The sequence below is a fragment of the Anabaena lutea FACHB-196 genome (genome assembly GCF_014698305.1).
Taxonomy (GTDB): Bacteria; Cyanobacteriota; Cyanobacteriia; order Cyanobacteriales; family Nostocaceae; genus Anabaena; species Anabaena lutea.
This window is the reverse complement of record NZ_JACJST010000001.1, coordinates 438,267-454,349: the sequence shown is the minus strand read 5'-3', so window position 1 is coordinate 454,349 and position 16,083 is coordinate 438,267. Positions and strand designations below refer to the sequence as shown.

The following is a 16,083-nucleotide window of genomic DNA, read 5'->3' as shown; positions in this document are numbered from 1 at the left end:
TTTACAAGCACCTTTGAGAACAAAATTTGTTGGCACACAAACAGAGTCCGCAGAAGCGGACTCCAATAATCATATTTGTATAATAGATAACTATGTATAACCACGACCTACAGTTGGTTTTGGTTAGGTGATCAACTTCCTAATATAACATTTTTTAAGACTTTTTAAAAAATGAATCATCATACCGAATGTTTTAAACAAGATAAGCTGTTTTATATACTCTAGTTTTCAAAAATTATATGACTGACAGTACAAACGAGCTAAATAGTCAACTCGCTAACGAGTATCTAGAACGAGAAAATAAGGATAAACAGGTACTAGCTTTATTGCTAGAGAGGTTTTTAGAGAAAAAAGACCAAATTCTTGTCCAAAAGACAGAAATGGGTGGGACTGAGGCTTATGTAGGTTCTGTGACACTGGAATGGTTCGCGGGACGGGTACATTTTGCGTCTGGTTTACCCCTGCTGCAAAAAAAGTACAACCCAGAGACAGAGAATATTGAAATTGATGCTGATAGTATTGATGAAATTCAACAACGCCCTGTTGATTGGTCGCGTCAAGCACCGTTAGTACAGTATTTAGCAGCGAGAAAAAATCATAAATTTCCGGCTGTGTTGGTGGTAATTAATCAACCTTGGGTAGATAACCCCAAAGCAGCGGAGTGGGATAGTCAAGGACGGGCTAAAAAAGCGACTACTGATTTTATACCTTTAGATAAAGATGGTAAAGTCGGTTTGCTGAATATTTCCGAAGACAATGTGACAATTTATGCTTTAGATGGTCAGCATAGATTAATGGGTGTACAAGGTTTAATGGAGTTAATTAAATCTGGTAAACTCCAACGTTATAAAAAGGATAAAACTGCTGATGATAGTTTTATTACTTTGTCAGATTTGATTGAGAAATATCAAGTTGAACCTGCTTATTTACAAAATTTACGTCAAGAAAAGATTGGAATTGAGTTTATTTGTGCGGTGAATACTGGGGAAACTCACACGGAGGCTAAACGACGGGTAAGATCAATTTTTGTTCATGTCAATTTAATGGCTGCACCTTTAACTAAAGGTCAGTTAGCACAATTAAATGAAGATGATGGTTTTGCTATTGTAGCGCGAAAAATTGCGGTGACACATCCACTATTAGAACAAAAACCAAATCGAAATCCCCGTGTTAATTGGAATAGTGCTACAGTAGCGGCTAATTCTACAGTTTTAACGACTCTGCAAGCTTTACAAGATATGTCGGAAAGGTATTTGGGGCAAAAGTTCCCTCACTGGAAACCTTTGGAAAAAGGGTTAATTCCCATGCGTCCAGAAAATGAAGAAATTCAGGAAGGAATTGCAGATTTTAGACTACTTTTTGATAATTTAGCTAATCTTCCCAGCTATAAAGTATTGGAACACGAAGAGACAACTGTTTTGCGTCGCTTCTATTTTGAAAAAGATGGTGGTGAGGGAAATATGTTATTTCGTCCAGTTTCTCAAGTTGCTTTAGCGCAAGCTTTGGGAACTTTGGTATTTAAAAAAGGTTTTGCTTTGACGGATATTTTTAAGAAATTGGAGAAATTTGACCGTCAAGGGGGTTTTAGTGGTATGGAATATCCTCAATCTTTATGGTATGGGGTTCTCTATGACCCCAATAAAAAGCGGGTACAGGTAGTAGGAAAAGATTTAGCTGTGAAGTTATTTATTTATATGTTGGGAGGAATGACTGAAAAAATGGAAGTTACTGCTTTACGCAAGGCTTTAGCTAATGCTAGGACTATTGAAGAACAAACTATAGGTTTTGATGGTAAGCTTGTCAAGCCGCAGGATGTAGGGCTTCCAGTTATACTGAGTTAGATAAATTAGTGAGTAATATCACCCTGTAGTTTTTACGGATGTTAAAAACCACTGAAGTTGTTTACTATGTTTTTTGACATCGCTAAGTGTATCAGCATTTATATGACTCTATTTAACGAAGACGACAACAACGATATTACTCCTGAAGTGAAAGCTCAGTTTAGCTCATTTATAGAGCCATTCTTTTCTAAATACCATCGTGAACGCTGTTATCCAGGTTTGATTTTTCGTCACGGTAAGCGAAAAATGCTACAAATTAATATACCACCTGGAGATTTTCCTGCGCTTTTAGTTATAAAACCTGCTACTGAGAATGATCCTGATTCAGGTAGACAACGCCCAGAAGTACCAGGCCATGCTGATGAGATCAAAAATTATATTATCGAGCAAGCACAAAAAGGAAAACCTTGGATTTTGGGAACATTGACAGCAAATGTAGCTCTAGGAAAAATAAATATTCTCGAATTTGGTAGAGGTATTTGTTTAGTTGTAATTCCTCGTGGAGTAAAGTTAGAGATTACAGATGGTCAACATCGTAAGAGTGCTATTCAAAAATTGATTGAAGGTGATACAAGTGACTTAATTAGTGATGATGATTTTCCAATTACGCTGGTTTTAGAAGAAGACCTTGATCAGTGTAAAAAAGATTTTCTAGATATGGCTCAAACGAAACAACTAGATAAAGCTTTGCTATTGTCATTTGGTGTATCTGAAGGTCGTATTGGTATTACTAAAAAATTGGTAGAACAAGTACACATCTTTCATAATAAGACAGATAAAGTTCATGACAATCCCCGTGTCACAAAGGGATTTATTTACACAAATAACTATATAGCCAGGGCTGTGAGTTGTGCTTTTACTAATAATCCTGAAGCAGAACTTAGCGACTATGATGTAGCTATATCATCTAATTCCCTGGCTAATTGTCTCAATGAGTTTTTCTACGAATGTAGTAATACTAGATATGTTTCTGTAAAAAAAGCAGAAGATTTAACTGTTGCTGAGATCAGGAAATTTAAGGATGAATGTCTATTGGGTGTGAGTGTTGGTCTGGAAGTTCTGGCTAGATTACTACATTTAACTTACAATAAAGACAGCAATTATTTTGATGAAACAAAAGTTTCTCAACTCGCAAAGATAGGTTGGACAAGAGATAATGAGATTTGGGAAAATACTTTAATTAGAATAGATCCTAATCCTAAAAATCCGAATAAGCGTTATAAACTATCTACAGGTGCAAATGCAGTAACGGATGCAGTTAAAAAGATTAAATATGAATTAGGATGGACAGATAACTCTTCCTATTAAATATACTCTAACTCAACTGAGGAATTTACTTAAATCAAATTCCTCGTCTTCTTTTATATTATTTGTTCTTTCATAACTGAGAAATAGTAAAATTCGTTCAGAATAATCTACTGCACCTCTTAACTCATTTTGTAATATTTCTAGTCCACCATTAGCGTATTCTTCAAAAATTTCATTGCGTTGTTTTTCGTATTCTTCCTCATGAGGAGATAAAATTATAATATCCTGAGTTTCTGTAATTCCTAGTAATTTAATTAATATATCATGTCCCATTGTGGCAAAATATTCTAACCGAATCGGTGCTGGTTCACGTTTAGAAATTTCCTCCAAAGGAACACGCTTTTTATACTTAGCACCCAAAGCAGCAGCAAAAACAATCACATCAGCGAAAGTTTGAAAAGGTCCAGTTCCGCCATCAGCAGAAGTTAAACTTTTCACCAAATCAGCTTTATCCTTAGCAACCCTGATTCTACCAGTTTCCGGCATAATATAAATATCTACACCCTTAACATATCAAAACAAACCTCATTTACTAATACTACACTCTTGCACTCCTCTCTGCGCCTCTGCGTCTCTGCGTGAGACAAAATTACCCCTCAGTTTTCACAGTCAAAACCTGCGGAGGAGTAGAATCAGGAGGATACAAAAAATCAACCTGAACTTGTCTTTTTTCACCCCCCGCTAACCGCAACCTTACCAAAACTTCCCCAGGTTGTCCCCGTCGCTGTACCAAATGCAGATAGCGCGTTTTTTCCCCACCATTATCATCCGTATAACGCACCCGCACAGTACCCCGGAAAAATATTTGTTCCACTTGTGGCTTCAAAAACAACAATCTATCAGTACCACCTTCATCCTTAACAGGTGTTTGGATTGATACAGATACAGTTCGAGATTGACTGCTAGAATTATATAAAGGTAAGGTCAGATTATATTCTACACCGTAGTTGCTATGGGCAAAATAAGCCGTATCACCATAGCGTCTTAACATTTCCGCACTCTGTATTTGTCCTGTGCTGAGTGTAATTAAATGAACTGTTCCTAAAGGATAAGAAAAAGCCTTTCCCGGTTGAGGTAAAGTTAAATTAGCGACATTTGCATTATCTGTAATATTTGCTTCCCATTTTGTCCCTTGGGAAACACCAGCAACGCGACTAAATACCGTTGGTTCTCTGGGAGGGTCTAAAGGAGTGGGAATGGGGTCACGCTTTCCTGCTAAACTGCCAGTATCTAATAGCTGTAACCATTCTGCTAGACTGGGAGAGCGATCGCTCCTCTTTGCTAAGTTTGCCATAAAAATCGGTTTATTGCTACTCAACCGCATCATCACCGTGCGACCATTAGAAGAAGGTGCTTGCACAGAAATAGGTAAACTAGCTAATATTTGACTTTCACCCGGCTTTATCACCACTTTTACAGGAAATATCTCTTGCTTAACCCCTCGCAGCACATCACTCATAGTCCGACTACCAGGGCCAGCATAAACCGTACCTTGGGCATTATCCACTATATCCGGCAGATTAATAAACGGTGCTTCCCGTGAAAGGTAACTAGCAGCTTGTAAAACTTCCAAAGTCACCGCTTCATTACCTGGATTATAAACAATAATTCCCTGATAAACAGTACGATTTTGAGAAGTAGTTTCTGCTCGAACAATGTGATGAGAAAACACATCAAATCTACCTTGAAAAGGATAATTTAAATGTGCTTCCTGGCTTTTTTTCCCTTCTGGAGAAAAAGTAGAAAGTAAAATTCCATCCGTATCCACAAGTTCAGGACTATTACTATTAAAAGTAGGAATAGAATCTAATTTTCCTGGTAAAGCGCGTACCTCTTGCGGTTGTACTTCCACACCAGCAATATATTGAGGAGGGACAGCATAAATATTTAACGCTCGACACATTAAAGCAGCAACTTCACCTCTCGTAGCAGTTGCTTGAGGTTTTAACTTTTTAACATCAGGATAATTAACAACAATACTATTAATAGTTCCCGCAGCTATAGCACTTTGAGCATAACTAGGAATTAACTTAGCATCTTCAAAATAACGTTGTAATATCTGATTTGGATTAGATACAGAATTATAATTTTTCCCCCCAGCAACAACCCCAATAATTTGCGCTCTAGGAATTGCTTGATTAGGTTGAAAAATATTCCCTGGATAACCAGAAAAAAAGCCTTTCTGATAAGCAGTATTAATTGCTTTATATCCCCAATAACTAGGAGATACATCGTTAAATATAACCGAATCCCGTCTTATTGGTGCATTAGGAAAAGCATTTAACATTAAAACCGCTGCTTCTGCGCGGGTAACAATTGCATTAGGACGAAAACTACCATCAGGATAACCAGTAAGTAAATTCCTTTCTCCTAATTGTTGAATACAATCTTTCCCCCAATAGCTTTGAGTATCAGAAAAAGCCAAAACACGAGAAGGTAAAAAACTTAAAGCCAAAGTAATTATAAACAAATAATTTCTAACTAACACTCGTTGCACCCTATAATTAATAATTAACCGCTGATAAACATAGATAATATTATCACATACAAATTAACAAACATTGCTTCTTTTTGCCTCTCTGCGACTCTGCATGAGACATATCAACTAAAAATTCCCAACAACCAACGATTCACCTCACCATCATCTTGAGTTAAACTGCGTTGAATAGCTTCTTTAACAGTAGCTATTTGTAAACCTGGTAAAACCTTTGACTCCTCAATTCTCCTACTTCCACCATCAGATATTTCAAAAGCAATAATATCATTATTATTAGCATCCATCACCCAATATTCCTTTACACCTAATCTTTCATAAAGTAACCGCTTAAACCCTAAGTCATCATTTACAGAAGAAGCAGCAATTTCTACTACTAAAGTCGGTGCTGCTAACTCATTAATATTGACAGGAGAATTAGTCAAAGGGGGAAATATTATCTTATCCCCAATATAAAAAGCTAAATCAGGTTGACATTCTCCTTCACTTGTTCTGCGAAAACTGGTATTTACCCATCCTTTAATTTTAATATTTTTCAATGTCGCATACAGATTAACAGCATTCGCAACAACATTATTATTGTTTCCATGAATTGAACCAACAGGTGACATTTCTACCCTCATGTAATTTTGATAAAAATAAAATTTTCCTTGCTGATAATCAGGATGTTTAGCAATTTCCAGAAATTCATCCCAATTTACGTTGAACCAGGTATCTGTAACGATATTTGGTAAATTAGCAATAACCATGAAATCTACCTCTCTCTTTCTACTTCAACAATTTCCGTGTATTCAAAACCATTCAAACTCTGTCGAACCAAAGCATATCTTTCTCTCCCCAACTCAATAAAATCCTGTTCACAATTAGGCTTAGAAGAATAATAAACTAAAACATATTCCTTCCCAATTTTATCAGCAATTTCCTCCTCAACCTCCACTCTCCACTGAGTCTTAGTCACCAACACAATTAACTGATTTGCTAACTTAGGAATAGTTCTCGCAATGTGACGACGGGAATTAGCATCTAAACTTCCAAAAGGAGAATCCATCACAATCGGAAAAGTGCTACTATCAGGAACCATCATCATTTTTCGCTTCTCACTCCAGTCGCGCACCTTATCAATAATACTAGCGATAAAAGATAAACTGAGAACTTGATTTTCTCCCGTAGAAGCTGCAACAGGTGCTTCAATTCCCGTCGTATTTTCCACCAAACTCAATTCATACTTTTCGCTAATCTTGGGAACGTAGGGAGTAAAAGAAATTTCTGAGAAAATTTCCTGTACTCGCTGTTCCAATTGCAGACGAAACTGATTTTCTTGACGGTTTTTAACTTCCGCTAACCTTTCAATAGCATCTTGAGTAGCGTTAATGCGACGCTGTGCTAAAGATTGCTTTTCTTCATTTTGCTTTTGCTTAGAAATTTGTTTTATCAAAGCATCAATATCTGTTTTGAGATGAGAAACTTCCTGTTGATTTGCACCTTGTTCTCGATTTAATTCATCAATTTTGGCTTCAATTTCATCAAGACGTTTTTGTAAACTGCTAATTTCTTCATTGGGATCTTTTCGCAGTTGTTCTTGAATACCATCTAATTCTAGTTCAACTTGGGATAAATTTTCCTTTAACTGCTTAATTCGTGCTTGTTCCCTATCCGCTTCCTCCCAAAATGAAATTGCTTGTTTATCAATTTCATCAACTTGTGCGCTCATTCTGATTGCGGTTTCTTCCACAGTTGAAGAACCTGCTTTTTTCATTAAGTTCTTGACATGAAAATGAGTATGAGTTCCTTCCTTTAAATCAGCACCACAAATACAACGTCCAGTATTGAGTAAATCATTGACAAATTCCCGCGAAATTCCCGCTGTTAATTCACCTTTTTGTTTTAAATCTGTGAATATTTCCCGAAATTTAGCGGTTGTTTCTGATAATAGAACTGTATAGCCTCGTGCGGAAATCACTTTTTTCAAATTTTCCCGTGTTTTCTTCAATTCTTCCCGCAAACTATCTCTTTGAGATTCTAAATTTTGCTTTCTTTCCTGTAATTCTTTAACAGCACTCAATTCTCGTAATTTATTACTTACTTCTTTTTTAAATGTCTGTTGATGTGCTAATTCTTGATTTATTTCCGTTTGTCGTTTATTGATAATTTCAATTTCCAGTTCTTGCTTCTCTTGCTGAGTCAACAACTGTTTGGTTTCAGCGTCGCCAATATTTTTTAACTCAGTTTCTAAACTCTTTTTAGCATCTTTCAGGTGTTTAATAGAAAGTTCAATTACTTCCACACCTAAAAAAGTTCTAATTGCTTCTGCAATTTCTGCTTTATTATCAGAACGAACAATTTCTTCAATGCGTTCACCGTCAAAGAAAAAATATTGATGTAAACTTGCTGGTAAAATCTGGGTGATGATTTCCTCTGGTAACTGATTGGGAATTTTCCATTGGCCATCATCTCCACCTAACCACATAGTTAACTGAGTTTTACCGGCTTCAATGATATCACTTTGATTTTTATAAACCCGACAACCACGTTTAGCGCGGTAGCGGATACTTTCATGTTCCCAACCAATTTCTACTGAACATTCTACAGGTTGACTCGGTTGAGATTCCGCAATTGCGCGTTTATTTACTAACTGTTCTGTTGACGCAAATGCAGCACTAAATTTTTCATATAATACCCAGGTAAATGCATTCAAAATACTGGTTTTACCCGCTCCATTACTACCATAAATCATCGTAGTATTTCTAACATCTCCACCAGCTAAAATTATCTCTGGAGTTTTCCCATAAAAAGAACGAAAATTACATAATTTAATTGAAGTTAGCTTCATTGCACTGCTTCCTTCACAATAGTGAGAATATCATCATTAATATGACCTTTACTCTTTCTATCTAATCGACTTTTTTCTAATCTCCATACCTTCTCAATAATTTGTTTTACCTCTGGTGGTGCGCTGCTGATTGGTTCTTGAACATCATCAATATTTGCTTCTGGTATCATCTCAAGTTTGCAATAGATTTTTCTCCTATTTTAACCAGTTTTGATACTATGAATACAACTGTAAATTTACGTTTAATTGCAAAAAAATTCCTTTTTTTTGGGTTACAGGGGGTTGACTTGCGGCGCTAGGAGTGATATTTTTATAATGGAAATGCGTGCTTTTGTAAAAATTTTGCTTAAGCTCCATTATATTAATATAGCACATTGCCGACTGCTTTTAGCAATACCTTTCCAGAATTTTTTGCGCCGCCGATAAATCATCTGCGTTTTAAATATCCAATAACCCATAACGCTTTTGTAAAGCCAGTAATTTCATCCTTGCTTCTCCAGCATTGTCAGCCAAATCAGCAAACTCAACAAAACGCCGCAATTCTTTCCTTAACAAATTCCGTTCCACCTCAATAGTTTCTCGATCCAAATCAGGAGGTAAAACAATCATATCAAAAATCGTCGCTCTATCCTTACCAGGATGAGGACGTAAAACCCTTCCTCGACGTTGGATAAATTGACGGGGATTGCCTGAACTTGATAAAATTACCGCAGTTTGAATAGCGGGAATATCCACACCTTCATCTAAACAACGAATCGCTACTAAACCTTGTAATTCTCCACTTTCAAATTGACAGCGTAAAGTTTCTCGTTCTTCTAAAGAAGTTTGTGCGGTGTAGGTGCTGACTTTATAACCTAATTCTACCCCCAAAATTTTAGAAACAGCTTTAAGTTGACGCAAAGATGAACGCTGTCCCGTATCTTGAGAACCATCACTACAATAAAATAGAGTATGGCTTGTGTCTTTGCGAGTTTCCATTAATTCCCGCAAAGCTGTTAACTTATTTTCTGCTGTACCAATTAACCTTGCGCGTTGTATTAATAAGGATTTTATATCTTCGTTGTCTTCAAAATCTCCATTATCTCGTTCTCGATATAATAATGAGCGGCCGATTTTTTTTGTTAACTTAAGATAGGCAATACTTTCAGCCTCTGTCAATTCTACCAAAACGGGATAATAAAGATAATGTACCAAAGCCCCTTGTGCGATCGCATCCTGTAAACTAAACTCAGGTTGGAGAACAGAACCGAAATAATCTAATAAAGATTCTGTTCCCCCATCATCAAAATACCTTTCCGGAGTCGCAGATAAAGCCAGTCGCAAACCTATCTTCCGGGGTAAACTTTCCTCTAACTTAGGTGCGCCCAAATTATGGGCTTCATCACCAATAATTAGAGTTTTAGCAGGAAAATATTTAAGTTGCGACTGAAACCCATCACCAATTAAAGTCGAGTTAGTGGTAATTACCGTCACAAAACCTTGAGAACCAGAACGCAGATTATAAATTTGCGTTGATAATTGACTTTGCCAACTACGTAAATTCTCGAAAGCCAAAATCGGCTCCAAGTTAAATTTCTCACATTCCCTAGCCCATTGGCTAACAAGATGACGATAGGGACACACCACCAACAAGACTTGTAACCCGATCTGCTGATACAATTCACAACCAATAGCCAGTGCCGTAATAGTCTTACCACTACCAGTAGCCATTTTTAAAGTCCCCCTGCCATTATTAGCAAACCAGCTAGTAATAGCTTCACGCTGATATCCCCGCAATTGCAGAGATAAAGGCATTTTTGGACATCCCGGTAATGGCTGCTTAACGTGATAACTGCCCTTTTTCTCCCCCACATAAGGTAACTTGAGAGAGAAAGAAGGCAATTTCTGCACTGGTTTTTGCGTCAGGTACATAAGGTGACAGGTGATAGGTGACAGGTGACAGTGAAGAAGATGGTAGTTAACAAGTGACAGTAAAGAAGGTTATATAGGCATCCGATTTGATTCTTGAATAGATCTAAGCATTTGTAGGGTGGGCAATGCCCACCGTATCATGGTTTTGGTGGGCAATGCCCACCCTACGTATATTTCAAAAATCAAATAGTAGTCCTATAGTTGATAAGTGACAGTGAAGAAGAATTTTGTATGATCTTTTTCCTCTTACCTCTTCCGTCTGTAACCTTTCACCTGTTAAGAGTCACCTTTTTTATTCCTAGTGATAATCCCGCCAAACACCTATTAGAGAACCTTGTACCTGTACTTGCATTGCTGGTACTTCAATGGGATTGTACTTAGGATTTGCCGGTTTGAGAGTCACAAGATCATCGTGACGATAAAAACGTTTTAATGTTGTACCGTGTCCGTCCACTCTCGCCGCCACAATAGTCCCATTTTTTAACTGATTGGGTTCTACTACCGGACGCAAAAATACCACATCACCATCAGCAATCAAATCTTCAATCATGCTATCACCAGCAACCCGCAAAGCATAACTATGGGCAGGTAATGATAAGTTAGCCAAGTCTAAATGTTCAACAGCATCCGTAAAAGGTTCAATTAATCCCCCAGCAGCAATAGTACCTAAAATCGGCACACCGAGCTTAACAGAACGCAAAACCCGAATCGTTCGCGCCTTACCTTCCTTCCATTCAATATATCCCTTATTGCGTAAATGCTCCAAACGGCTTTGAATGGGCGCTGGTGACTTCAGGTTCATACCTTGCATCATTTGGCGGATAGAAGGCGAATGCTGATTCATTCGGATATATTCTGTCAACCATTCGTATAATTCTTGTTGAGCTTCTGTTAGCCTTTCCATAATTTTTTCGGGAAGTAATTACAAATGTCTCTAGAACATTAGTACTACAAAAATCTTCCCTTAACAAGATAGAAGCAAAGATTAATCATAATTGGGGAGGAGGTAATTGGTAATAAATAATTGGTAATTGTTATTTCTCTTACCCATTACCTATTACCCATTACGGAGAAGGCTATTTAGCCCCTAAAATACTAGCCAGTAAAGCTTTTTGAGCGTGTAATCGGTTTTCCGCCTGATCCCAAACTTTTGATTGAGAACCTTCGATTACTTCCTCAGTAATTTCTTCACCGCGATGGGCTGGTAAACAGTGTAAAACAATTGCCGCAGGATCTGCAAGACTTAATAACTGCTCAGAAATTTGATAAGGCTGGAAAATAGGGAAACGGTTATCAGCTTCCGCCTCTTGTCCCATACTTGCCCAAACATCAGTGTAAAGTACAGATGCACCTTTAGCAGCTGCTTCTGGATCATGAGTGAGAACAACTTCAGTTTTATTATTAGCTATTGTCCTCGCTTTTTCCACAATTTCTGCATCTGGTGCATATCCCGAAGGAAAAGCCACCCGCACATTCATTCCCACCAAAGCACAACCCAACATCAGAGAATTAGCGACATTATTTCCATCACCCACATAAGTCAAAGTTAAACCAGCCAAAGTCCCAAAACATTCTTGAATTGTCAATAAATCAGCTAAAATCTGGCAAGGATGTTCTAAATCTGTCAGTGCATTAATTACAGGACTTTCGGCATAGTTGGCAAAAGTTTCCAAATCCTGTTGGGCAAAAGTACGAATTGCAAAAATATCCAGATAACGATCTAACACCCTTGCAGTATCCTGAAGAGGCTCCCCACGACTCACCTGAGTCACATTAGGATTGAGATCGATTACCTGTCCACCCAGTTGGTACATGGCCACTGTAAAGCTCACTCTCGTGCGAGTTGAAGCTTTAGAGAATAACAAACCCAACACTTTATTACACTGCAACTTTAGCTGTTGCGACTTCAGCAGAGTTGCCAATTCCAGAAGTTCTTGCAGTTCTGTGGAACTAAGATCCGCCAGACCTAATAAATCTCGTCCGATCAATGCTGCCATGCTGATGATGTTTAAATAATAATGATCTGTGTCTGTGCCTTCACTCAGCCGCCTCAAAAGGGATACAGTCTTAAAACTGTACCAAATATTGTTACTTTGAGCTACAGAATGGAAGTCAGCTTTGGTGATGAATAATATTAGGACTCATAGCAAATTCCCCCTGTTTGCTTACGCGTTCCCGCATCCTTGTGCTTTTGCTCAGGAAGTAGCTATAGTGGGGCGGGAAATTTTTTATTTTAGACTCTAGACAAATTTCAGATTTATGATATGATTGTTAATCAGTGAGTGCTTAAAGCTTACTTCCCAAAACGCCAGCATAGCACAGTGGTAGTGCATCCGACTTGTAATCGGAAGGTCGCGAGTTCAAATCCCGCTGCTGGCTCTTGTCGAATAACTAATTATTTGTCGCCGTTAACAGATTAATGTCGTTATTAACAAATTAATGTCTCCGTTAACGAATTAGTGTCGTCAAATCATTATCGGATACTGTTAACAAATTAATGTCGCCGATTTGATTTGGTGTTGACTCCACTACACTTCTAGTATACGGAAAAACTTGAACAATTTGAGCGCAGTGCCTACCTAAGTCGAAGTTTAAGGTAGTGTACATTCGCAAATATATTTAAGGACTATTTTTGCAAAGCCCAATTGTTACATTTTAATCATCGTGATAAATGATATATATGTTTCGTTCTATGCTTGTAGGTTTTAATACGTTTACAAGTCGGATGCACCTTTCAACCCTCTCCTCTGTCACAAAATTCGTGTAAACCAAAGACATAAACCCACCCCTAGTCGGGATGGTAGTTGAAACCTTTCTAACCTTTTCATCGCATCCAATGCGGATTTAGTCTATCAACCCACCCCTAGTCGGGATGGTAGTTGAAACCCCAAATCAAATGCGATCGCCCAACGTATCCCGCATTCTTTCAACCCACCCCTAGTCGGGATGGTAGTTGAAACAGCACTAGTAAAGGAATAGCCTACTTTAGTAGAATGCTTTCAACCCACCCCTAGTCGGGATGGTAGTTGAAACTTTTTGCAAGATGAGAGAAATCCAAATATTATTCTTTCAACCCACCCCTAGTCGGGATGGTAGTTGAAACTTTTTGATAAAGGAGAATAGAGACTAATGCTATCTTTCAACCCACCCCTAGTCGGGATGGTAGTTGAAACATTATGTCGTCAGGGGTATGGATTAAATATTAAGACCTTTCAACCCACCCCTAGTCGGGATGGTAGTTGAAACCGCGCCCGTCTAGACCCTTGCCAATACAGGTTTCCAGATGCGATTTTGGCAAACCTGTTAAAAAATCTGTTTTTTTGCTCTCAATGGAGGATATTCATCACTCTTCAAATGAGTCAAATTAATACTGGACAAGGGATTCAAGGTTTTGGCAGATCCCCAGGGTTTTTGCCCCCGCTTATGGTTTGCCAAAAAAAAAGATTTGGGAGGATTCCCCCGACGAAGGGGGTGATTCAGTAGCCACCACTGTGGAAATCCACACCGTTATAAAAACGACTACGGCTAAACGCCTTACTCCTTATTACTGGGAGCGCACCTATCCCATCTATAGAATCCTACAGATGGCAGCATCAGAAGCGGGCAGCTACCAGGGTCAGAAAGCATGACAGTCTTCCAACTGCCAAACTAACCCAGATTTTTCACAGTACAGAGGCTCAAAAGAACATGAACTGCGGCGCTATTCTATCCATATTATATTTTCAAGGTTCGAATTCGTAAACTAAGTTAGACTGGTTTGATAGTTTGACGTTCTTGGTAAGCTAAAACACCTAAATCTCGCGCTTTTTCCTGTGGACTGCCTCTGATTGGTTGTGTCCCAATTTCAATGGAGATTCCAGCTTGTACAGCTTGTGATTTGATACTTTCAATTAATCTTCCATAACTCCAACGATGAATGTTAATTCGATATTCTTTAGCGTATTTTTGTTGGCCTTCTTTGTAACCAGGACATCTGTTCTCTGCTCTGGATTGAATTTCACTGCTGATTTGCTCCCGCATATCGCGGAGTTTTGGTAAAACTATACTGCCAGCTTGATATTTTTTAGCGATCGCAATTATCGCATCAGCCAACAATCTATCCACATATTGCCCTAATTCTGATTCACCAAAAGAGTTGGGTGCATTTTGTTTTTGGGCTTTGTGGCGTTCGTGAGATAGGCGTTGCTGTTGTTGTCGCTGACGATTTAGTAAATTATAGTTTTCCCCAAGTAGTTGTTTGACACTGCGATAAGCCATAACTTCATTTTTAATAACATCTACCACCGCTACTGTGACTGGTTTTTCTAGTCCAAAACTCACACCTATGAGGATAGAAGATTTACCTTGATAATTAGGTTTGCTGGGACGAGGAAAAGGGTTATTAATTCGAGTTAGTGTTGATTGCTGACGAGTAATAAATGCTTGTTGTTTATCGTTGAGTTCATCTTTCTGTTTTGCTTTATTTAAAATTTCGGTAATTGCTGTAACTTTCTCGTGAACTACCTGTTTAGTTCCTTCACAAGTCATCATTCGAGTATCTAAATAACAATAAAAATTTAGTTGATTTACTTTCCAATCTTCACCTTTTTCTTCACCTGGCAACCAAGAAATTCTTCCTGAGCGTAAAGTAAACAAACTACTTGAGTGCTGCCTTTTACTATTGCGTAGAATTTCTTGATCCTCTAAAAAGCGTTGGAAGTAGTGCAAATGACGTTTATCGCAGTAAATCTCAAAAGTAAGTTTTCCCAAGCCATTGAACCGCACAAAGAGACGATTCTTATCATTTTTTAACCATGTCATATCCTCGTTAGATTCATAAGCTACAGGAAAGGGAACTTCAGCAGTTTTTCTTAAAAGTGCTGCTTGCCATGCTTTTGCTTCATTTTCATTTTGCGGAACATTGAAGGTAGCAATTTCTAAGGTTTTTAACCATTCTTCTCCTGTTAAATCTCTACCTTTGGGAATGCGACTTTGGAGTTGATCTTTTAATCGCTCAATTTCTATTTCTTTTCTGCGCTTATTTCTGGTAAATTCTTCTAGGTTTTCATCCACTTCACTAATTTGACAGTTATTTTTGAGTAGATATGCAAGAGCGCAACGAGTAAGAATATCTTCTGTTTCTTCGTAAGTATTTAAAAGAATTTTGAAAATTGAAGATGTTTTGGATTTTGTGGCTTTTTTAGTCTTTTTTCCCTTTTTCTGGTTGTCATTTTGATCGGACTGAGGGGTAAATTTGGTAAAAAGTTCAGTGGCTTTAGTACGGATTACTTCTAAACTAGATTGACTTTCTTGTTCTAGTTCTTGATCACTTTTGAGCATTTTTAGCCAACGCTGTTTCCCTTCTATTTGCTGCTTTCTGCGTTTCTGTAAGGCAAACCAGGATTTATACAGATAATCAACTAAGGTAATCGCTGAGGTGTAAAAACGTCCAGGCTGTCCAGTAAAAGGTTCTTGAGTTTTGAGGGAATTACCCAGTTTTTTAAGTAATTCAGCAGGTATTCTCCCTTTTTCTAGCCAGGTTTCAAATTCTGGGTGTTTTCCTATCTGTAGCAAAATTTCATTGATGAATGGTGTATTTTTTTCAGTCATCAATTCCCATAGTTGACGGAGGCTGTCTTCTTCAGCAACCAAGCGACATTGAATTGTAATAACGCTCATGGTGTCTTTGATTTTGTGGATTTGAGAAACGTGACATGATT

At 37.9% G+C, this 16,083-nt stretch carries 11 protein-coding genes, 1 tRNA gene and 1 CRISPR repeat array; of the genes, 3 read left to right on the top strand and 9 right to left on the bottom strand.

From position 1 onward, the window contains the following. Positions 1 to 239: 239 nt before the first annotated feature. Both H6G59_RS01895 and H6G59_RS01890 read left to right on the top strand, forming a co-directional pair. Positions 240 to 1,841 (top strand): DGQHR domain-containing protein, encoded by a 1,602-nt coding sequence (locus H6G59_RS01895; protein ID WP_190711471.1) that lies wholly within the window; start codon positions 240 to 242, stop codon positions 1,839 to 1,841. A 102-nt stretch (positions 1,842 to 1,943) separates the two neighbouring features. After that, a complete protein-coding gene (locus H6G59_RS01890) occupies positions 1,944 to 3,149 on the top strand; it encodes a DNA sulfur modification protein DndB (protein ID WP_190711470.1) in 1,206 nt (401 codons plus the stop codon). Between the two features lie 12 nt (positions 3,150 to 3,161). Here the strand turns inward: H6G59_RS01890 and H6G59_RS01885 are convergent, their stop codons facing one another. From H6G59_RS01885 to argF, 8 genes are all read right to left on the bottom strand, one after another. After that, entirely contained in the window at positions 3,162 to 3,635 is a 474-nt protein-coding gene (locus tag H6G59_RS01885) for a DNA phosphorothioation-associated protein 4 (protein ID WP_190711469.1), read from the bottom strand. Between the two features lie 103 nt (positions 3,636 to 3,738). Then, on the bottom strand, positions 3,739 to 5,637 hold the full coding sequence (locus H6G59_RS01880; protein ID WP_190711468.1) for a DUF3370 family protein: 1,899 nt from the start codon (positions 5,635 to 5,637) through the stop codon (positions 3,739 to 3,741). Between the two features lie 113 nt (positions 5,638 to 5,750). After that, a complete protein-coding gene (locus tag H6G59_RS01875) occupies positions 5,751 to 6,392 on the bottom strand; it encodes a Uma2 family endonuclease (RefSeq protein WP_190711467.1) in 642 nt (213 codons plus the stop codon). Positions 6,393 to 6,397: 5 nt separating this feature from the next. Further along, a complete protein-coding gene (locus H6G59_RS01870) occupies positions 6,398 to 8,473 on the bottom strand; it encodes an AAA family ATPase (protein WP_190711466.1) in 2,076 nt (691 codons plus the stop codon). Next, a complete protein-coding gene (locus H6G59_RS01865; RefSeq protein WP_190711465.1) occupies positions 8,470 to 8,643 on the bottom strand; it encodes a hypothetical protein in 174 nt (57 codons plus the stop codon). The genes H6G59_RS01870 and H6G59_RS01865 overlap by 4 nt, the downstream gene beginning before the upstream one ends. Positions 8,644 to 8,911: 268 nt before the next feature. Then, on the bottom strand, positions 8,912 to 10,384 hold the full coding sequence (locus tag H6G59_RS01860) for a DNA phosphorothioation system restriction enzyme (RefSeq protein ID WP_190711464.1): 1,473 nt from the start codon (positions 10,382 to 10,384) through the stop codon (positions 8,912 to 8,914). 298 nt (positions 10,385 to 10,682) lie between these two features. Next, positions 10,683 to 11,288: a transcriptional repressor LexA gene (gene lexA / locus H6G59_RS01855; RefSeq protein ID WP_190711463.1), complete on the bottom strand. Its 606-nt coding sequence runs from the start codon at positions 11,286 to 11,288 to the stop codon at positions 10,683 to 10,685. Between the two features lie 172 nt (positions 11,289 to 11,460). After that, positions 11,461 to 12,381 carry an ornithine carbamoyltransferase gene (gene argF / locus H6G59_RS01850; RefSeq protein WP_190711462.1) on the bottom strand — a complete coding sequence of 307 codons (921 nt, stop codon included), beginning with the start codon at positions 12,379 to 12,381 and terminating at the stop codon, positions 11,461 to 11,463. A 310-nt stretch (positions 12,382 to 12,691) separates the two neighbouring features. Here argF and H6G59_RS01845 point away from each other — a divergent pair. Next, positions 12,692 to 12,763 (top strand) — tRNA-Thr (locus tag H6G59_RS01845). A 395-nt stretch (positions 12,764 to 13,158) separates the two neighbouring features. Further along, a CRISPR array of direct repeats spans positions 13,159 to 13,630; the repeat unit is 37 nt; unit sequence CTTTCAACCCACCCCTAGTCGGGATGGTAGTTGAAAC. A gap of 501 nt (positions 13,631 to 14,131) precedes the next feature. On the opposite strand, the gene cas12k is transcribed toward H6G59_RS01845, so the two are convergent. Next, complete coding sequence (cas12k, locus tag H6G59_RS01840; protein WP_190711461.1) at positions 14,132 to 16,042, bottom strand: type V CRISPR-associated protein Cas12k; 1,911 nt, start codon at positions 16,040 to 16,042, stop codon at positions 14,132 to 14,134. Positions 16,043 to 16,083 lie beyond the last annotated feature (41 nt).